General features: G+C 60.9%; 16 protein-coding genes and 2 pseudogenes. 12 read left to right on the top strand and 6 right to left on the bottom strand.

Going from position 1 to position 17,847, the window contains the following annotated elements; genetic code table 11:
* Nucleotides 1-8: 8 nt before the first annotated feature.
* Nucleotides 9-872, bottom strand: a pseudogene (locus L1K66_RS00160) (YifB family Mg chelatase-like AAA ATPase); the annotation flags it as partial.
* 66 nt (nt 873-938) lie between these two features.
* Between L1K66_RS00160 and L1K66_RS00155 the strand changes: the two are divergent.
* The 6 genes from L1K66_RS00155 (at nt 939) to L1K66_RS00130 (ending at nt 8,532) form a co-directional block, all read left to right on the top strand.
* On the top strand, nt 939-2,555 hold the full coding sequence (locus L1K66_RS00155; protein ID WP_252258921.1) for a recombinase family protein: 1,617 nt from the start codon (nt 939-941) through the stop codon (nt 2,553-2,555).
* Between the two features lie 290 nt (nt 2,556-2,845).
* Complete coding sequence (locus L1K66_RS00150) at nt 2,846-3,637, top strand: hypothetical protein (protein WP_252258919.1); 792 nt, start codon at nt 2,846-2,848, stop codon at nt 3,635-3,637.
* 1,873 nt (nt 3,638-5,510) lie between these two features.
* Nucleotides 5,511-6,185 carry a recombinase family protein gene (locus L1K66_RS00145; protein WP_252258917.1) on the top strand — a complete coding sequence of 225 codons (675 nt, stop codon included), beginning with the start codon at nt 5,511-5,513 and terminating at the stop codon, nt 6,183-6,185.
* A 72-nt stretch (nt 6,186-6,257) separates the two neighbouring features.
* The gene (locus tag L1K66_RS00140) at nt 6,258-6,659 is read left to right on the top strand and encodes a hypothetical protein (protein ID WP_252258915.1); all 402 of its coding nucleotides are present in this window, start codon (nt 6,258-6,260) and stop codon (nt 6,657-6,659) included.
* A 9-nt stretch (nt 6,660-6,668) separates the two neighbouring features.
* Nucleotides 6,669-7,205, top strand: coding sequence for a hypothetical protein (locus L1K66_RS00135; protein WP_252258914.1), 537 nt, complete (start codon nt 6,669-6,671; stop codon nt 7,203-7,205).
* A gap of 176 nt (nt 7,206-7,381) precedes the next feature.
* Nucleotides 7,382-8,532 (top strand): IS3 family transposase gene (locus tag L1K66_RS00130; RefSeq protein WP_252258086.1). Its coding sequence is split into 2 segments (ribosomal slippage): nt 7,382-7,634 and nt 7,634-8,532, totalling 1,152 coding nucleotides; the frame shifts between segments, so codons are not numbered across the junction.
* On the opposite strand, the gene L1K66_RS00125 is transcribed toward L1K66_RS00130, so the two are convergent.
* Complete coding sequence (locus tag L1K66_RS00125; RefSeq protein ID WP_252258913.1) at nt 8,494-9,366, bottom strand: HNH endonuclease; 873 nt, start codon at nt 9,364-9,366, stop codon at nt 8,494-8,496. The genes L1K66_RS00130 and L1K66_RS00125 overlap by 39 nt on opposite strands.
* A 116-nt stretch (nt 9,367-9,482) precedes the next feature.
* A pseudogene (locus L1K66_RS00120) lies at nt 9,483-10,130 on the bottom strand (magnesium chelatase domain-containing protein); the annotation flags it as partial.
* Between the two features lie 157 nt (nt 10,131-10,287).
* On the opposite strand from L1K66_RS00120, the gene L1K66_RS00115 reads away from it, so the two are divergent.
* The 6 genes from L1K66_RS00115 to yihA all read left to right on the top strand — a co-directional run bounded on the left by L1K66_RS00115 (nt 10,288) and on the right by yihA (nt 14,837).
* A complete protein-coding gene (locus L1K66_RS00115) occupies nt 10,288-11,313 on the top strand; it encodes an alpha/beta hydrolase (protein ID WP_252258912.1) in 1,026 nt (341 codons plus the stop codon).
* Between the two features lie 111 nt (nt 11,314-11,424).
* The gene (gene rpmH / locus L1K66_RS00110; protein WP_034955521.1) at nt 11,425-11,559 is read left to right on the top strand and encodes a 50S ribosomal protein L34; all 135 of its coding nucleotides are present in this window, start codon (nt 11,425-11,427) and stop codon (nt 11,557-11,559) included.
* Between the two features lie 125 nt (nt 11,560-11,684).
* Nucleotides 11,685-12,074 (top strand): ribonuclease P protein component, encoded by a 390-nt coding sequence (rnpA, locus tag L1K66_RS00105; protein WP_252258911.1) that lies wholly within the window; start codon nt 11,685-11,687, stop codon nt 12,072-12,074.
* The gene (yidD, locus tag L1K66_RS00100) at nt 12,071-12,280 is read left to right on the top strand and encodes a membrane protein insertion efficiency factor YidD (RefSeq protein ID WP_084155814.1); all 210 of its coding nucleotides are present in this window, start codon (nt 12,071-12,073) and stop codon (nt 12,278-12,280) included. Before rnpA ends, yidD begins: the two co-directional genes overlap by 4 nt.
* 80 nt (nt 12,281-12,360) lie before the next feature.
* A complete protein-coding gene (yidC, locus tag L1K66_RS00095) occupies nt 12,361-14,154 on the top strand; it encodes a membrane protein insertase YidC (RefSeq protein WP_252258910.1) in 1,794 nt (597 codons plus the stop codon).
* Nucleotides 14,151-14,837, top strand: a complete 687-nt coding sequence (gene yihA, locus L1K66_RS00090) for a ribosome biogenesis GTP-binding protein YihA/YsxC (RefSeq protein WP_252258909.1) — start codon at nt 14,151-14,153, stop codon at nt 14,835-14,837. The genes yidC and yihA overlap by 4 nt, the downstream gene beginning before the upstream one ends.
* A gap of 7 nt (nt 14,838-14,844) precedes the next feature.
* On the opposite strand, the gene L1K66_RS00085 is transcribed toward yihA, so the two are convergent.
* Genes L1K66_RS00085 through L1K66_RS00075 form a run of 3 tightly spaced genes read right to left on the bottom strand, consistent with a single transcriptional unit; the run spans nt 14,845 to nt 17,752 of the window.
* On the bottom strand, nt 14,845-15,846 hold the full coding sequence (locus tag L1K66_RS00085; protein ID WP_252258908.1) for a M14 family metallopeptidase: 1,002 nt from the start codon (nt 15,844-15,846) through the stop codon (nt 14,845-14,847).
* Nucleotides 15,847-15,860: 14 nt separating this feature from the next.
* Nucleotides 15,861-17,282, bottom strand: a complete 1,422-nt coding sequence (locus tag L1K66_RS00080) for a hypothetical protein (protein ID WP_252258907.1) — start codon at nt 17,280-17,282, stop codon at nt 15,861-15,863.
* Between the two features lie 53 nt (nt 17,283-17,335).
* Nucleotides 17,336-17,752, bottom strand: a complete 417-nt coding sequence (locus tag L1K66_RS00075; protein WP_252258905.1) for a VOC family protein — start codon at nt 17,750-17,752, stop codon at nt 17,336-17,338.
* Between the last annotated feature and the right edge of the window lie 95 nt (nt 17,753-17,847).

Below are 17,847 nucleotides of genomic sequence, written 5' to 3'. Positions count from 1 at the left end.
CCTGCGCCTTAGCGTGTCCCGATCATCTGGCGGTAACTCAGCGCTTCGGCGATATGGGCGCGGCCTACTTGTGCAGTTCCGGCGAGGTCGGCGATGGTGCGCGCCACACGCAGCATTCGAGTGTAGCCGCGAGCAGACAGACGCAGCTTTTCTGCCGCCTGCATCAAAAGATGCCGCCCCGCGTCATCAGGTGCAGCATGCGCTTCCAGCCTCTCGCCTTCGAGCTCCGCATTTGAGCGGACGCCTCTTTCAAGCGCGAGCTTGCGGGCGGCGGCGACCCGTGCGGCGACTTCGGCGCTGCCTTCGGCGGGTGGAGGCAGGGCGAGATCGATCGCGCTCACCGCAGCGACCTGAACATGAAGGTCAATCCGGTCGAGCAGCGGACCGGAAAGCCGAGCCTGATATTCCGAAGCGCAGCGTGGACCGCGTGCGCAGACGTGTCCCGGTTCACCTGCATGGCCGCAGCGACACGGGTTCATTGCCGCGATAAGCTGAACGCGCGCGGGGAATGTCACGTGGGCATTGGCGCGGGCGACATCGACCTGTCCGGTTTCAAGCGGTTGGCGCAGCGAATCGAGCACCGGGCGCTGGAATTCAGGCAATTCGTCGAGGAAAAGTACTCCCAGATGCGCAAGGCTGACTTCGCCGGGTCGCACCTTCAGCCCGCCGCCCGTCAGCGCCGCCATGCTGGCCGAATGATGCGGTGCGCGGAATGGGCGCGCGCGGCTGATCTTGCCCGAATCGAGCAGTCCGGCGACGGATTGCACCATCGAAACCTCCAGCGCTTCTGCCGGAGTCAGCTCCGGAAGGATGCCGGGAAGGCATGATGCGAGCAGGCTCTTCCCCGATCCCGGTGGCCCCATCATCAGCACGTAGGGAGCCTGTGGACCCGATTAGCCCTGACCATCGGTCTAGCAACACGTTCACAGGAGAGGCCCATGTACACCGATACACCCGCAAACGGCGAGCAATCCGCAACCGAACTGACCACCCCGCGCGTTTACAGCTACACGCGGTTCTCAACCCCCGAACAGCAGGAGGGTGACAGTCTGCGGCGACAAACTGAGGGCGCGGCGCGTTGGATGCGCCGCAAGAACGAGGAACGGGCGAAAGAGGGCCTCGCTCCGCTGGTATTGGATGAGCGTCTCAGGCTTCAGGACTTGGGCGTATCCGCGTTTCGCGGGAGCAATACCAGCACCGACCGCGGCCTTGGTGGGTTCCTCATGGCATGCCGCGCAGGCCTAATTGCCGAGGGGTCTTACCTTGTCGTTGAGAGCCTAGATCGCGTTAGCCGCATGACACCGAGGAAGGTCTCCCGGCTGCTTGACGACATTGTGGATGCGGGGGTTGTGATCGCGACTCTTGGCGACGGGCAAGAATACGATGCGGAACGGCTCGACAGTGACCCTACAGCGCTCCTTATTGCCCTTATGGTCTCATGGCGCGCCCACGAGGAAAGCAAGGTGAAGGGCGAGAGGCTCAGCGAAGTTTGGGCCGACAAGCGTCGCCGGGTTCGCAACGGAACAGACAAGCTGCTTACTCGCAAAGGGCCGTCTTGGCTTGACCCTGTGGACGACGGCTGGGTGGAGAAAGCGCCCCACGCGGACACCGTACGCCGCATCTATGCGATGACGCTGGAGGGCATTGGAGAGCACAAGATTGCGCACCGCTTCAACGAGGAGGGGGTTCCGATGATGGGGCGCGGCAAGATGTGGCATCGCTCTACGGTCTCGAAAGTGCTCAGGAACCCCGCCGTCATTGGAACCCTCGTACCGGGGCGTGTGGTGTACCGGGACGGAAAGAGAGCGCGCGTCTTCGAAGACCCCATCCCTGAAGTCTTTCCAGCCGTGATTGAAAGGGCGCAATGGGAAGCAGTCAGAGCGCTGAAGGACGGAAAGGCCCCCGCCGTTCGCGGACGGGGGGCGAAAGGTAAGCTCGCGAACATCTTCGCGGGGCTTGCACGTTGCCCGGAATGCGGAGCGAGCATGACACGCGTAATGAAGGGCAACCCGTCCAAGGGCGGCAAGCCAAAGCTTGTATGCACTCAAGCGAAGGCAGGCGCAGCTTCCCACGGGTATCGTTCGGTTACTCTGTCCGACTTGCAGGAGACACTCGAGCACAAATGGGAGAGGCTCCTAATCGACATTCCCGCTGGCCCCGGCGGCGGCGAAGTCGATGCCGAACTAGAGAACCTGCAGGCCGTGATATCTGTCGCCGTTGAACAGCTCTCGGAGATTGAGGAGAAAGCGAAGCGGAATCCCTCGCTAGGCCTTTCTTCGCAGAGGCGGGCGCTTGAAGCCGCACTCGCGTCATACAAGGTGGACGCGGCGGCGCTCGAGCTTGAGCGGGCGTCGGTCGATCACGGCTTGATCGCGGCAAGGGCAGAGGCCTTCAGCGACGCGATGAGCGCGGAAGGGCAGCTAGATCTTGCGAAGTCTAATGCGTGTCTGCGATCCCTGTTTCAGGGGGTAGTGATCGATTACCGAACCGGGCGCTTGCTGTTTCAATGGAGGCAGGGGGGCGAGACCGCACTTACCTATGCTTGGGTCGAATGACGGGTCTTCTCGAAAATCCCAGAAATCCGCCGTTATCGAATTAACCCTTACCCTCGGAGAAATGAGCAAGGGTGCAAGGGAGGATCAGGAATCTCCTGTAAGAGAACCTAAGGATCACTTCCGGTTATCCGGAAGAGCCCCAAGGGATCCTCTTTCCCTCCTTCCCCCTGTCCAACCTCCACACCACCCCTCTGACCCCGAAAGGGCCACCGAGGGACGCCTGCGTTTGGCTAAGGCGCACCCCATAAACCCCAAGCGACCGGGACTGTCCCGGCAGAAAGCTTTGCTCAATGAGCGATAACCAACCCGCCGACAACGGCGCTGAAGACCTACGCGTTGTAATCACGAACTACGGCCACCTGTCCCCTCCTTCTGAAGTCCCTGAAGACCTCCAGCCGTTCCTAGAGCAGGTACGCGCCATGGACCCTATCCGGGATGCTCGCGGGAACGTTCAGGACAACAGCGGCGCACCCGCTCGGGCGTCATTGACGGCCTCGGCGCTTCCGCCAGATTTGGCTAGCGAGGTCCAAGCCCAACTCGCTCGCCAGTCTCACTTGAGTGCGTCTGATCGCGCCGCCGAGGAAGACCGGCTTGTCCGCGAGATAGCGACGGCTCGGCTCGGCTCTATTCGGGGCCTAACAGGTGTGCACCCGAGTTCGCTGCCCATCCACAAGGCACAGGCCCAAATCGCGATGGATGTGCAAGAACTCTACGCCAAGCGAGCTCAGTATCAGCAGGGCGTCGACAAGATTATTGACCTGCGAAAGCAGGAAGACCCAGAAACGGGCGAACTCGTTGCCGCCCCGGTCTATTGGCTGTCGGCGCACACTCGCCAGATGTGGCAGGAACAGATCCAAGGGATTGATCGAGACATTCGGCTCTTGGTTGAAAAGAACGGCCTGCCCGGTCTTATCGCCCGAAATCGACTGAGAGCGGCTGAGCTTGAGTCCGCCCAGATCTTGCAGCGTAGGGCGGCGAAGTTGAGCGAGGAGAAAGAGGCCAAGGCGTTAGCTTCCCAGATGCGCCGCGAAGAGCGGATCAAGCGTAGAGCAGAACAGCTTGCCACCTTGGATCGCGATTGATGCGCCGTTGCTCACACCTTGGGACCGCTAAGCCCAAGCAGCCCCGGCGACCGCACCGAGCCCCGTCAGCGCAACCGATAGAGCCCCCTCCGAGCGAGGAGGCGCGGTCTTCGATTGTCGGGCTTCCCGGCATGACCCGCGTCGACATGGTTGCGACGGGTAGCGCAAGTGCCCCCGTGGAACAGGAAGAGCCAGAGCAGGCCCCTGCCGTGCTCTCGAGCCCCCCGCCAGTTCCCGGCACCAAGCCCGCCGAGCCTGCTTTCGGAAATCGCCTAGGGCGTCCGAAGTAAGCCGCACCCCTATTCCATCAATCAGGAGATCGACGCTTGCCGAGCATGATCGAACTACCCCAGTCGTCTCCCGCAGCACCGCTGTGGGAAGATATCCAAGCCTTACAAGCGTTGGTCTCCCAATCGGGAGATGCCCAGTGCAAACCCACACCAATGCCGCCCCTGCCGCGCCCGTAAGGGGCCAGAGGGGCGATGAATGAGCGCCGCCCCCGCAACTCGCAAGCTAGCGATAGACGCCTACTGCAAGCAGTGCGTCTACGACGAACTAGAGCCGGGTGGCTGGCGGCAGCAGGTCGAAGCCTGCACCGTCACACGCTGTCCGCTCTATGCCTTCCGGCCCACGCCCCGACAGCGCTCTTAATCGTCGCTCTAGGGTAGAAAATGACACTGTTTGGCTGGCCTTTCGGGACACCCCAAGCCGCCAAGCAGTGTCACCGCCCGAACCCATACCAACAAGACAGAAAACCACGAATACCGTGGCTAGGAGGAAGTAATGTCCGAACGGACGAATGCCGCTTTGCGGCACCTCAAGAGCTGCAAGGGGTGCCTGCGAGTGCAGCCCTTGGCAGCGTTCTACCTGCGGAGCGCTGAGGCCCCTGAAGGTCCCCGCCGTGCGCGCTGCAAAAGCTGTGAGGCAAGCGCCGCCTCTCACCGCCGCCACAATGGCCCTTCGGTGATCTCGGAGCTTATCCGGCGTGGCACTGGGGATCCGGATGCGCTCAGCGAAAGGGCGCTAGAAATGGTCTACACAGACGAGCCAATGCCCCCCGCATTGATTGACGAGTACCGCCGTCGGATCAAAGCAGCCGAAGCAAAGCGTAAGCGGCAAGAGCGCCTGTGTGCTGAGCGAGTTCGCCCGATGCGCTTTGCGTGTGCCGGGGTGCGCGCATGAGGATCTATCGAGAGTTCCGGGGGCTAGACGGTGAACTCATACGAGTCCCGGAAGATAGCTTCGTCACCGCTCCACGCTGCCACGCCCGAGAGCCGTTTTCATTCGTCGCCATAGCCAAGAGGTTGGGGGCACAGCGCCATGAGTTTGCCGCGGCTACGCGCCACGCGCCGTGGATCGAAGATGCGCTAAAGCTGTCTCATGTGCGCCGCCTGCTTTCGGGCTAGCCATTACTTTCACCACAAAAATCCGAAGGGGCATATACGCACCAGACGATAGCGCACGCCCCCCATGGGGGTGACTCCCGTAACGCTATTTGCCGCGCCCCTTTCTCTCCCCGCCGGTTGTCCGGAGGGCGGTGTAGGGGCGCGGCAGACCCGGCGGTCTTACCGGGGCGGGGTACGTTCCGGGCCGCTCAGGAGCTTGTCGAGGCGAGCAAGGATAGCTTCCCCTTTGCTTGTCTGGGGCTCAGCAGATTGAGAGTTCTTCGGGTCTTCCATTAAATCCTCCTGTTGCTTGGGAGGTCTGAAATGGAGCGAAGCCAAAGCCGCCGCTACCCATGCCTCCACATGGTCGAAAGTTCCCGAGTCCAGCCGAGTCTTTCTTGCGGTGAAGCGAGTCAGCGCCCTCTTTCGAAGGTGTTCCAAAGCGCCTAACGTCCGTTACGCAGATTGGAACAACGAGGGAGTGACCTATGAAAGCCGTTGCCTACTATCGCGTATCTACCGCCTCGCAGGCGCGCTCTGGCCTTGGCCTTGAGGCGCAGCGCCGCGCGGTTGGCGATATGTGTGCCTCGCGCGGCTTGGAGATAATCGACCAGTTCACTGAGGTGGAAAGCGGCAAGCGGGATGACCGCCCCGAACTCAATGAGGCGCTGCGCCGCGCGAAGCTGACTGGAGCAACGCTTGTTGTCGCCAAGCTTGACCGACTGTCGCGGTCGGTTGCGTTTCTCTCTGCCCTACAGGACAGCGGCGCTAAGTTCGTTGCGGCGGACATGCCAGAGGCAAACGAGCTTACCGTTCACCTTCTCGCCGCCGTTGCTCAGGCTGAGCGCAAGGCAATCTCCACACGTACGAAAGAAGCGCTGAGGGCTGCGAAGGAGCGGGGAGTGAAGCTCGGCAATCCGAACGGGGCGGCTGCGCTTCAGCGTGCCGGGAAGGGCAACATCGCAGCGATTGCAGCATGCAAGGCAGCTGCAGAAGAACGGGCGCTGGAACTTGCTGAAGAGGTGAAAGCAGTTCGGGCGTCCGGAGCGAAGAGCTTGCGCGAGATTGCCGCCGGATTGAACGCCCGACACATCGAAAGCCCCCGAGGCGGAGCGTGGCATCCATCCGGTGTGAGACGGTTGATTGAAAGGATTCGGGCTTAAGCCCCTCATGCCCTGCTTTTTTGTCGGCTCAATGAGTGCTAAGCTTTCTATCCGATATAGAAGGATAGATGCATGGAGGATGAGCTAACCTGCGAAGAAATGCGCCTCTTGGATCGCGCCGACAGGCAAGAGAAGTGGGGTATGGCTTGGTTCTATCTCATGTTTATCTTGTTAGTATGCGCGGCGGGGGTATTTTTTTGGCAGTGCTATGTTTGGCTTCGGTCTGCAGAATGGCCAACAATCACCCTCGCAACAATTGAGGTGCAGCCTTTGGGCAGCGAATGGCAAGGGCTGAATGAAATCTATCAGTATGTTTTGGACATGCCATTGGCGCTTACTCTCCTCTTGAGCGCCGTAGTCGCAGGTTGGGTTGGCACATGGAATGATGGTGAGACATCAACCCAACTGTACTCAGCGAGGAAGAAGCGAGACAACCTTCTGCGAAAGAACAATCAGGCTTCAACCGACCGCTAAGGCCCCTCCATGGCTTCTCTCAGCAATCTACAAATCCGGCTGATCCATTCGCTTGGAGACTTTCAACAGACCCTGAGCGCTCTAGCGTGGATCAGTGAGCTTGAGCCTGATCAGAAGATGACGCGGATAGAATTAAGGCGCTACCGCTGTCTGGAGGATGCTGCCGTAGTCGCATATTGGAGGCCATTCTCGGACTCCAAAGGGCTGCCAAAGCTCAGCTTAAAGAAAGTGGGCCTTGTGCCAAATACGGCTGAGCGGAGTCTTCATGAGGAGTTGGGGGTTCAGCGAAACAAGGTTGTTGCCCATACAGACACTGATCGGATGCGGTTTGGTTTTCGAGTTTGGAAGCCATTCGATGAAAGCGATCTTGTGATGTCCAGCTTCAGGAGGGACGATAGCCTCGCCCTCTATTCTAAACTTCGAGAGTGGCAGGATTGGACACTTAAAGTCCATGCGGCGGTGGCGCGAAAAGTCTTCGATGAAACTCAGGATACCGGAGAGATCGATTTCATCTCAGACTACATACGCAACAATGCAAAGGTCTAATCCACACTCTGGAAAACGCGACTATGACCTAAATACGGCATCCCGATGATACTCCAATGCAAGCCCGGAAGGTTGCCATGCCGGGTTGTTAGGCACATGGATCCGTTTTCCCGCTGACGTGCTCCCCTGAAATGTGACCGCTTTTTGGTAGAGTCTGACGCAAGGAGTCGGACGATATGAAGCGAAGCAGGTTCAACGAAGAGCAGATCATTGCGATCTTGAAGGAGCAGGAAGCGGGCATGGCGACGACTGAGGTCTGCCGCCGCCACGGGATCAGCTCGGCGACGTTCTACAAGTGGAAGTCTAAGTTCGGCGGGCTCGAGGTGTCCGAGGCCCGGCGGCTGCGATCGCTCGAGGAGGAGAACTCGCGGCTGAAGAAGCTGCTGGCCGAGGCGATGTTGGACAACGCGGTGCTGAAGGATCTGGCATCAAAAAAATGGTAACGCCCGGCGCCAAGCGGGAAGCCGTCGCCTATGCCCGGGAGCATCACGGGGTGAGCGAGCGTCGGGCGTGTGCACTGGTTGGTGTGAGCCGCAGGGTAATCCGTTACGAGCCTACAAGGCCAGATGACGGGGCGCTGCGGCAACGGCTGCGCGAGCTGGCGGCGGAACGCCGCCGGTTCGGCTATCGCCGCCTGGGCTACCTTCTGGCGCGGGAAGGCATCAGGCCCAACCACAAGAAGCTGCTGCGCATCTACCGGGAGGAGGGGCTGCGCGTGCGTCGCCGTGGCGGCCGGAAAAGGGCCTTGGGCACGCGCAGGCCGATGGTGCTGCCGGACGGCCCGAACCAGCGTTGGTCGCTCGACTTCGTCTCCGACAGCCTGATCTGCGGTCGGCGCTTCCGTATCCTGTGCGTGGTCGATGACTACACGCGCGAGTGCCTGGCGCTGGTGGCCGATACGTCGCTGTCGGGTGCTCGGGTAGCGCGGGAACTGACCAGCCTTATCGGCATCCGGGGAAAGCCGCATACGGTGGTCAGCGACAATGGCACCGAACTGACCTCGTCGGCCATCCTGCGCTGGTCGCAGGAGCGCAGGGTCGAGTGGCACTACATCGCACCGGGAAAGCCAATGCAGAACGGCTTCGTGGAGAGCTTCAATGGCCGCCTGCGCGACGAATGCCTCAACGAGACGCTGTTCACCTCGCTGGCCCATGCCCGGTTCGTGCTGGCCGCCTGGCGACACGATTACAACACGGTCAGGCCACACTCGAAACTGGGCGGGAAGACCCCCGCCGAGATCGCCGGCCAACGTGTCTGGGGGCATGCCCCCAGACACGTTGCCATCCCATCAAACAACCATCATGAAGGAGCCAGACTCTACCTCTGACTGGTAACAATCAGGGGAGCACGTCACCGCCCAGCTTCTTATTTTCGCTGAGAGAACCGAAGAACTTACTAGGACCTCAAGCTGCCTGCCGATTGAAATTAACCCAGCGTCGAAGAGCCGATGAATGTCTACACGCAGGCAAAGGCCGTTCTGGATATGGTTCGAACGCTCGGAATAAAAAGGCTGAATGTGGGAGGCTTCTAGGACAGTCGGACAAGTCTCGGCACTGAGCGCGCATCTTCTCCCATAGGCTCTTAGAACAGCCTCACGAAACACACCTTGGGACTTTCGACGCTTTGCCCGTGTAGTAGACCAAGCGGCCTCGTCAGGCTCCACAAGCTCAAAGTCGCAGCTTTCTTCAACGACGCCGAAGCGCTTTGTTAGGTCGGGCTCTTCGAAGAAGCGCTTATATTTCACAATCTCCTTGGGAAAATCGAGATCGATATCCTCCGGTTGAACCATTTGGTCTTCGGGAAAAAACACACAATCATCCAACAGGATGCACCCTATATGAGGGTTTGTAGTGTTGTATGGCGCTATACTCCGACGGGAGGCGAACTCAATTATTCGAGAGCGAAACTCGCTTTCACTAGGCACTCCATTAGCCAGCCGGAAACGTGCCCACGCCTCGTTGACGTCCATTTCCTCGTATGTGCGGAACGTCCCGAAGCCGCCAACCTTTCGGTACGGAGACTTCACCATAAACCCGAAGGACATGCCCGGCGTGAACTTCGGCTTCCAAGGTGTGGGTGTCCAGAAATTAAGGGGGCCGCTTTGGGGGTGTTCCAAGAGGAAGCGGTGCCAACGGGGATCAGTGACGCCTAGCGTGAACATCCAACTCAACTCCCTTTGTAAGGATACCGGCGGGTCGGACCTTTCGGATAACGCCGCCATAGCTCTTTAATCAACTCCGCCTCAAACTCCGCCAGTTCTTGCAAGGGTCTTGAAGTTCCTAATGTGAACAGGTTGTGCCCGCCTGCCGCTGCGATTTCGAGCGCTCGCTTGGCGGTTTCCTGCCCTTTCACCTGCTTGAGATCAGTGACCGGAGCGGATTCCTCGATAGTACCACGCACCGGATCAGACAGGACCTGAGAGCCTTTGAGATGGGCCAGAAGGGATGCAAGATCGCGCGGAGCAAGCACCGGAACCCCGCTGGCCCACTTCGCCTCCGATCCTTGCTGGGCGGGGCAGATGAGTCCCGCTTCAACCGTGCTGGCGTGCAGCGCCGCGATGAGCACTCCGGGCGAGGCGACCACGCGCCCGTCCAGCGACAATTCGCCCACGGCGATCCAGTCTCCCAGTTGTTCGGCATCGGTCACGCCCATTGCCGCCAGCAGCGCAAGCGCAATCGGCAAATCGTAGTGCGATCCATCCTTGGGCAGGTCGGCAGGGGAGAGGTTGATCGTGATCCGCTTTGGCGGAAGCGACAGCCCCATGGCTGACAATGCCGCCTGCACCCGTTCGCGGCTTTCGCTCACGGCCTTGTCCGGCAGGCCGACAATCGAGAAGCGCGGCAGGCCCGGCGCAACCTGGCATTGCACTTCGACCTGACGAGCCTCGAGGCCCAGATAAGCTACCGTTCGAACCAGCGCGACCACAGTTCTGCTCCCCCGAAACCGGATCGGTTTCGTCCCTGAAGCCATGTTTGTGCAGTCAGATGAGGGACTTGTCGAGTTGAAACCGGAACATCGCTAACGAAGCTGTAAGCATAGAACTTCGGATTTCCTGAACCCGGCGCGGCGTAGTCCATGCAGGATGAAGCGCATCGCCGCCCTCTTTGCGATCCTGCAACTAGCCCTGCTGGGCGGGCCCGTGTTTGCGCAGGGCCTGTCGTTCGGCAATCAAGGCAGCGTCCGCACCGTGGTAACGGAGAGCTGGATCGAGGAATGGGATCCTGCCACCGGCCAATGGGTGCGTGTCGCCGATGATGCTTCTGAATCGGCGCAGAACCTTGCGACCGTCAAGACCACCTACCGCAACGGAACGCTGATCGAGGAGACCCGCGAAGCCGCTCGCTATGCCCAGCCGGTTGCCCGCCCGGCGCGCATGGGCATCCTTGCACAATACGGCCCCTTTGCCGTCACCAGCCCGACGAGAGCGATGATGATCGGCCCGACCGACAGTGCTTCGCCTGAACAGTTTGACGCCATGCTGCGCGACTTCCCGGCGCTGCGTCAGCTCGACATGCTGGAGGCACCGGGAACCAGCAACGATATCGCCAACCTCGCGGTTGGCCGCCGTATCCGGGCCGCCGGTATCGCCACCCATGTCCCGCATGGCGGATCGGTTCGTTCGGGCGCGGTCGAGTTGTTTCTGGCCGGTGCCAACCGCACAATGGCCGACAGCGCGCAGTTCGCGGTGCATTCCTGGCTCGACAACCATGGCCGCGAGGCTGACGACTTCGCCGCCGATCATCCCGCACATCGTCTTTATCTCGACTATTACGTCGAAATGGGCATGACCGAGACGCAGGCCCGCAATTTCTACGCGATGACCAATTCGGTGCCGCATGACAGCGCGCTTTGGCTCGGAGCTTCCGACATGCGCCCTTGGCTGGCGGATGATCGCGCGCCCGCTTTCGATCCTTTCGTGATTGACCGGATTGCTCAAAGCACGGCCATTATCGCGCTGGCGCGGCCGGGCGCGCCGCAGATCGAGCTCGACTGGCAGCCGATGGTGGCGCATGCGCTGGTTCCGGTCCTTGATTATGGAGATCTCGAGACAATCAATCTGGCGCAGCTTGACGCGTCTGTTGTTGACTCGCGCGCCGCTTTCCCATAACTGCTCGCGCCTGTCATGGCTGCTCGTACAAGAGCGCCAAGGTTTTCGGCGAGGTCTGTCGGGTGGCCCAATCACCCACAATGCCGCGCCACTTAGGAATTTGAGGATATCATGAAGCGGACTTTCCAGCCCAGCAATCTCGTGCGTGCCCGTCGGCACGGTTTCTTCGCTCGCAAGGCGACCCCGGGTGGCCGCAAGGTTCTGCGCGCCCGTCGCAAGCGCGGCCGCAAGAAGCTCTGCGCCTAATTCTCTGGCGCTCTCAGGCGCCGGGCGCGGGCCATCCGGCCCGCTTGGCTACGCCGCACTAGCGGCGACGGGCAGTCGCCCTTGCGGGCTCCCTTCGGGAGCCCGTTTGCGTTACAGGCACCGCAATGGTCTCCGTTCTTACCAAGCGCGCTGATTTCCTCGCAGCGAACAAGGGTTTGCGCAATGCGCGAACCGGGTTCGTGCTGTTGACGCGGCCCAACGGCGGACAGGGCATCCGCTATGGCATCACAGTCACCAAGAAAATCGGCAATGCAGTCGCGCGCAACCGGATGAAACGGCGCTTTCGCGAACTCCTGCGCGCAGCCTTGCCCGAACATGGCCTGCCTGATCACGATCATGTGCTGATCGGGCGCGCGGGCGGCGTGGAGCGTGATTTCCAGATGATGGCTGCCGAGCTGGAGAAAGTCCTCGCACGAGCCGCCGACGGCAAAGGTGACGATGCCCGCGGACGTCGCCCCAATCGCGGAAATCGCCAGCGGCAGCCGAGCAGGTGAAGCACGTCCTCATCTTTGTTGCCCGGTTGTGGCAATGGGGTCCGTCGCGGATTCTGCCGCCCACCTGCCGTTATTCCCCTTCATGCAGCCAGTATGCGATCGAGGCGCTCGGAAAATATGGCGTTCTCAAGGGTGGATGGCTCGCAATAAAGCGTATAGGGCGCTGTCATCCGTGGGGAGGGCACGGCCACGATCCTGTTCCCTAGTGCGCAAGCCAAAGGGACTAGGAACGGGTTGCTGTCGCACCTATGTAATACACTTCGAAGTCAGACTTTAGGGCACTATCTTGGACAACCAGCGTAATCTCCTGCTCGCCGTACTGCTTTCCGGCCTGCTTATCCTCGGCTGGACCGAAGGGATGCGGTATTTCTACCCTGAGGCCGATGTCGCCGCATCTGGCGCAGAACTGGACACTGCCGGTCTGACGGATGCGAGCAGCGCCCCAGGGACAGTTGCCGCCGCTGATGCCGCAGGTGAGGTTCAGGCACTGCCACAAGGCCCGATCGATCTGTCAGCGGCGCTGGCCGATGAAAACCGTATTGTGATCGATGCCCCGCGCGTCGCGGGATCGATCAACCTGATTGGCGCGCGGATCGACGACATCGTGCTCAAGGATTACCGCGAAACGGTGGAGGAAGACTCCGGCCCCGTTCGCATTTTCGCGCCTGAGCGGACAGATGGCCAGTACTTCGCGGCATTCGGGTTCAAGACCGGCGGCCAGATCATGCCGGATGGTGCCGTGTGGCAGGCCGATGGCGCCCGCCTGACGCCGCAAACACCCGTCACGTTGACCCGCAGCGACGCCAATGGCGTGACCTACAAGGTTCGCCTGTCAATCGACGATCAATTCATGATCACGGCGGAGCAATCGGTGAGCAACGGCAGCGAAAACGCTGCAATCGTCGAGCCTTTTGCCTTCATCAAACGCACCAGCACCACCGCAACGCCCGATCAGTTCATTGCCCATGCCGGCCCCATCGGCGTGTTCGACGGGACGCTGTGGGACCCGCATTCCTATGCCGAACTGGCCGAACTGGGCAGCGAAGTGCCGGCCGGAACGCCAAGCTGGCTTGGCTTTACCGACAATTACTGGGCGTCGGCGCTGGTCAAGGGTGACGGACAGTCCAGCACGGTCGGGTTCGAATCGCTGGGCGACGACCTGTTCCGCGCGGTGCTACGCTATCAGGCGGAAACCGTACCCGCTGGCGGAACGCTTACCGAAACCACACGGCTGTTTGTCGGTGCCAAGGAAAGCACCGTGCTCGACAGCTATGAAGACACCGGGATCACCTATTTCGGCAAGCTGATCAGCTGGGGCTGGTTCGAGTGGTTCGAAAAGCCGTTCCTGTGGCTGCTGCGGCACCTCAATTCGTGGGCTGGCAATTTCGGTGTGGCTATCATCCTGCTGACCCTGATCATTCGCGGGGCGATGTTCCCGATCGCGCAAAAGCAGTTTGCGTCGATGGCGCAGATGAAGGCTGTCCAGCCCAAGATGAAGGCGATCCAGGAGCGCTACAAGGACGACAAGCAGCAACAGCAGCAAGAAATCATGAAGCTGTACAAGGAGGAAAACGTCAATCCGCTGGCCGGATGCCTCCCCTTGCTGATCCAGATTCCGATCTTCTTTGCGCTCTACAAGGTGCTGGTTCTTGCGATCGAGATGCGCCACGAACCTTTCATTCTGTGGATCCGTGACCTGTCGGCGCCTGATCCCGCGCATGTGCTGAACCTGTTCGGACTTCTGCCGTTCGAAGTCGTTGGCTTCCTCGCTATCGGGCCGCTGGCGATTTTGCTGGGCGTCACCATGTGGCTTACTTTCAAGCTGAACCCTTCGGCGATGGACCCGATGCAGCAGCAGATTTTCAATCTGATGCCGTGGATCCTGATGTTCGTCATGGCTCCGTTTGCCGCCGGTCTGCTGTTGTACTGGGTCACCTCCAACATCCTGACGCTCGCGCAGCAGAAATACCTCTATTCAAAGCACCCGCAATTGCGTGCGGCGGCGGAGAAAGAGAAAGCCGAAATGGCCCGCAAGGCGGAGCGCGAAAAGGCTGAGAAGGCGGAAAAGAGCAAAGCGTGACGCCAGAGGAAGAGCGCGCACAGCAGCATAGGGAAGACGCCGCCTCGCGCCTGTTTTCGGGCCGGGTCGACTTCCTGTTGTCCGCGCCGCAGCTGAAGTTCCTGCCTGATCCGATCGTCCCCGAAATCGCGTTTTGTGGTCGATCGAACGTGGGCAAGTCTTCGCTGCTTAACGCGCTTACCGGGCGCAAGGCGATTGCCCGAGCATCGGTGACGCCGGGACGCACGCAGGAACTCAACTTCTTCGACGTTGGCGGTGAACCGGGTGGCGAGCCGCTGTTCCGCCTGGTCGACATGCCCGGCTACGGCTTTGCCAAGGCGCCGGTGAAGGTGGTCGAGCGGTGGAAAGGCCTTGTGAAGAGCTACCTTCGCGGGCGGCAGGTGCTGGCGCGCAATCTCGTGCTGGTGGACAGCCGCCACGGCCTCAAGGATGTCGATCGCGAGATGATGAAGATGCTCGACGAGGCAGCCGTCGGCTATCGCATCGTCCTGACCAAGACTGACAAGATCAAGGCGAGCGAGCTTGAGCGCGTGGCGAACAAGGTCGCCGACGAAGCAAAGAAGCATGTCGCCGCCTTTCCGCAATTGCACCTGACCAGCAGCGAAAAGGGCATGGGTATCGCCGCGCTGCGCGCTGCCGTGATCAGCGACGCGCTGGGTGAAAGTTTCCTCGACGCGCTCTAGGCGTGCCTCACGGCAATTCCTCCATGATGTAGCACAGGCAATCCTGCCGGATGATTCGTTCATCCACGGTCAGCATCGCCGGGATGACATCCTGCCGTACCCGCAATTCGCCATCCTCTACTACGAAGTAGTTGTGGGCCACGTCCTGCCCCTGTTCGTCCACCACCTCGACGGGCATCGGGCCGTCTGTCGCCCCGAACCGGAAACCGGGCTCGACATGGCTGAAATTGTGGCGGTCAAGCTCCGGATCGAGTGCCAGCCAAGGGCCATCAACGCGACGTGCCAAGGCAATTCCCGGCTTCACTCGCACTCGTGCCAGCGTATGAAACAGCGCCAAATGCGCGTCGCCCGGCATTGCCGCCAGATCGTCCAGCACCAGCACATTATGCACCAGATCGGCTGCTGCGGCCGCATTGGCCTCGCAACCCGGCTGACCGCATTCGATTGTGATCGCCGGGATCAATCCGCTGAACGAGGAAGTTTGCGTGCCCGGCAACCCGCGAAACAGCACTGCGCGCGGAGCGAACCGCGCGGCCAGCGCCATCACCTCTGGCTCGCGCACGCAGACCACGGCGTAGTGCGGATTGCGCCCGGTGTTGTTGTGGATGTCGATCGCGGCAAAGGCGTGGCGCGCGATCACCCTGCGGTGCACCTCGGCCATGATCCGTGCTTCGTCGCTGTCTTCGTCTTCCTCGCAGCCGGGCCAGACCCGGTTGAAATCAGGCTGCCCGTCAAGCCGCCGCAGCCCCTTGCTCGCCGCCGCGACATTGCCGATCAGGATCATCAGGGGGCGCGGCAATGGCTTGTCCGCATAGGTCCGCAAGACCCGCTGGACCGCGCCCAGACCTGAATCCTCATTGCCGTGGAGCAGCACCGACACGAACAGCGGCGCGCGGTCGCCTGCGCCAAGCTCGATCAGGGTCGGGCCGTCCAAGACCTCGCCCAGATCGTGTGCTGCGGCATCCAGCAGCCCTTCGGGCACGCGGTCAAGGATCGTCAGGCTCGTCACCGGTCAAACGCCTCTCAGATCGCCCATTCGTGAACGGGCAGGCCCGATTTCTGATGCGCAAGGTATTCTGCCGTCAGCCGGTGGACATCCCCATGCCGGTCGAGATGCGCCAGTTGCCACGCCGCGCCGTTCTGTTTCGAGGCGAGCCGCATCGCGATCGTCGACAGGTATTTGTCGATCAGATGTTCGGCCATCCCCAGCTTGAGCAGGCCGCGTTCGGCCATGATCAGGAGATCGTCGAGCACGCTCACGACGCTGCGCTGCCGGTTCCTGCCGAACCATTCGATTTCGGCCCCGAGCCCGTGGCGTGCGGCGGCGTAGAAATTGGCGCGCGCGGCCTCGAACGGAACCTCTGCTGTTGCCGCGTCAATATACTCGGCCAGTTCCTCGACCGCGCCGAAATAGAAGGCGGCATTGGCCATCATGTCGAGCACACTCGGCCCGGCGGGCATGACGCGCTGTTCGATGCGGATGTGCGGTTTCCCGTCGCTGCTCTTGCCGACCAGCGGCCTAACCCAGCGCCACAGCGTGCCATTGTGCAGCTTGAGGCATTTGAAGTCGCTGTCAGGCGCATCCGCGCAGACCGGCAGCATGACAGGGTAAAGTTCGAGATTTTCCTCGAATACCTCCGCAAGATCGCGGGCCGCATAGCCCGAGCCGAAAGTGACGCGCTGATGCGGACCGGGTTGTGCCAGCGCCTGTTCGAACACCGGGATGCGCGTTTCGTGCCACAGCGGTTTTCCGAACAGCAGCGGTGAATTGGCCGAAATCGCCACCAAGGGCGCGCTGAGCAACAAGGAAGCGTTATAGGCCGCACGCATCCGGTCTGCGGCGAGTTGCAGGTGCAGTTGCAGCGAGGTTGTGGCGGCTTCCGCCATCACGTCCTGATACGAGGTGGTAAAGTCCTCACCCGCGCCCGAACAACAATCGATATCGAACACGATGGGTGCGCCGCCCCGGCACCGCATCGCTTCGCGATTGAGAGCGGCATAGCGATTGGACGGGGTCATCATTTCCAGCGACATGTCGGTTTCGCGCAAGGTCGGCAGCGTGCCGATGGCGATCACCGTGTCGACATCGTCATGCGCGTTGGCTGCGCATTGTCGCATGGTTTCCGAGATGCTTGCATGCATCCGCGCCAGCCCTTCGCCCGCGATCTCCTCAACCGGCGTGTTGATCTCGATATTGAAGCGCGACAGCTCGGCCACCACCATCTCGCTGCCCAGCCGGGCAAGGAATGACTGGTTGTGCGGCGCTGGGAAGAAATTGTGGTCGATCAGCCATGCTTCGAGTTCCAGTCCGATCACCGGCCCAACATCGGAAAGACCGCCTTCGTCCTGCAACTTGCGGATTAGGGTCGTCTCACGCGCCAGCCGTTTGCCGAATTCCCTGAAGTCGTCTTGCGTGAAGTGATCGCTGCCGATTTCTTCGCCCATGTTCCGCCCAATTGTCCCCCTTGTGGCGCGTGATTCCCTGATTGCAGCTTGTGCTATTTCGCAAACAGCTGGCCGATGTCTGCGAAGGCCTTGAATTCGAGCGCATTGCCCGAAGGATCGCGCAGGAACATGGTTGCCTGTTGGCCCGGCTTGCCTTTGAAGCGGATGGTCGGCTCGATCACGAATTCGGTTCCGGCGGCTTTCAGCCTTTCGGCCAGCGCCTCCCAGGCATCCATGTCGAGCACCAGCCCGAAATGCGGCACGGGCACGTCGTGTCCGTCGACCGGATTGCTCGCCCGATCGCCCGCTTCGCCCGACAGGTGGGCGACGATTTGGTGTCCGTGAAAATCGAAGTCGATCCATTCGTCTGAAGAACGGCCTTCGGGGCAGCCCATCACGCCGCCATAGAATGCGCGCGCTGCGGCGAGATCATGGACGGGGAAGGCGAGATGGAATGGCGGCAGGCTCATGGAATAACTTCTAGGCCCTGACACGAAAACGACAAACCAATTTCGCCGTTCAGGCTCGACAGTGAAAGACTGAATATCTAGGGCCGATCCCATTC

The sequence above is a fragment of the Erythrobacter aurantius genome, from assembly GCF_023823125.1.
GTDB classification, from domain to species: domain Bacteria; phylum Pseudomonadota; class Alphaproteobacteria; order Sphingomonadales; family Sphingomonadaceae; genus Erythrobacter; species Erythrobacter aurantius.
Note: the sequence above shows the minus strand (reverse complement) of the source record. Positions and strands in the feature narration are given on the sequence as shown.

What these genes read in the sequence shown, in the direction of transcription:
- L1K66_RS00145 (WP_252258917.1), top strand. Translation starts at nt 5,511, where the DNA reads ATGAAAGCCGTTGCCTACTATCGCGTATCTACCGCCTCGCAGGCGCGC.
- L1K66_RS00155 (WP_252258921.1), top strand. Translation starts at nt 939, where the DNA reads ATGTACACCGATACACCCGCAAACGGCGAGCAATCCGCAACCGAACTG.
- L1K66_RS00080 (WP_252258907.1), bottom strand. Translation starts at nt 17,282, where the DNA reads ATGGGCGAAGAAATCGGCAGCGATCACTTCACGCAAGACGACTTCAGG.
- L1K66_RS00125 (WP_252258913.1), bottom strand. Translation starts at nt 9,366, where the DNA reads ATGTTCACGCTAGGCGTCACTGATCCCCGTTGGCACCGCTTCCTCTTG.
- L1K66_RS00150 (WP_252258919.1), top strand. Translation starts at nt 2,846, where the DNA reads ATGAGCGATAACCAACCCGCCGACAACGGCGCTGAAGACCTACGCGTT.
- rpmH (WP_034955521.1), top strand. Translation starts at nt 11,425, where the DNA reads ATGAAGCGGACTTTCCAGCCCAGCAATCTCGTGCGTGCCCGTCGGCAC.
- rnpA (WP_252258911.1), top strand. Translation starts at nt 11,685, where the DNA reads ATGGTCTCCGTTCTTACCAAGCGCGCTGATTTCCTCGCAGCGAACAAG.
- L1K66_RS00075 (WP_252258905.1), bottom strand. Translation starts at nt 17,752, where the DNA reads ATGAGCCTGCCGCCATTCCATCTCGCCTTCCCCGTCCATGATCTCGCC.
- L1K66_RS00115 (WP_252258912.1), top strand. Translation starts at nt 10,288, where the DNA reads ATGAAGCGCATCGCCGCCCTCTTTGCGATCCTGCAACTAGCCCTGCTG.
- L1K66_RS00135 (WP_252258914.1), top strand. Translation starts at nt 6,669, where the DNA reads ATGGCTTCTCTCAGCAATCTACAAATCCGGCTGATCCATTCGCTTGGA.
- L1K66_RS00140 (WP_252258915.1), top strand. Translation starts at nt 6,258, where the DNA reads ATGGAGGATGAGCTAACCTGCGAAGAAATGCGCCTCTTGGATCGCGCC.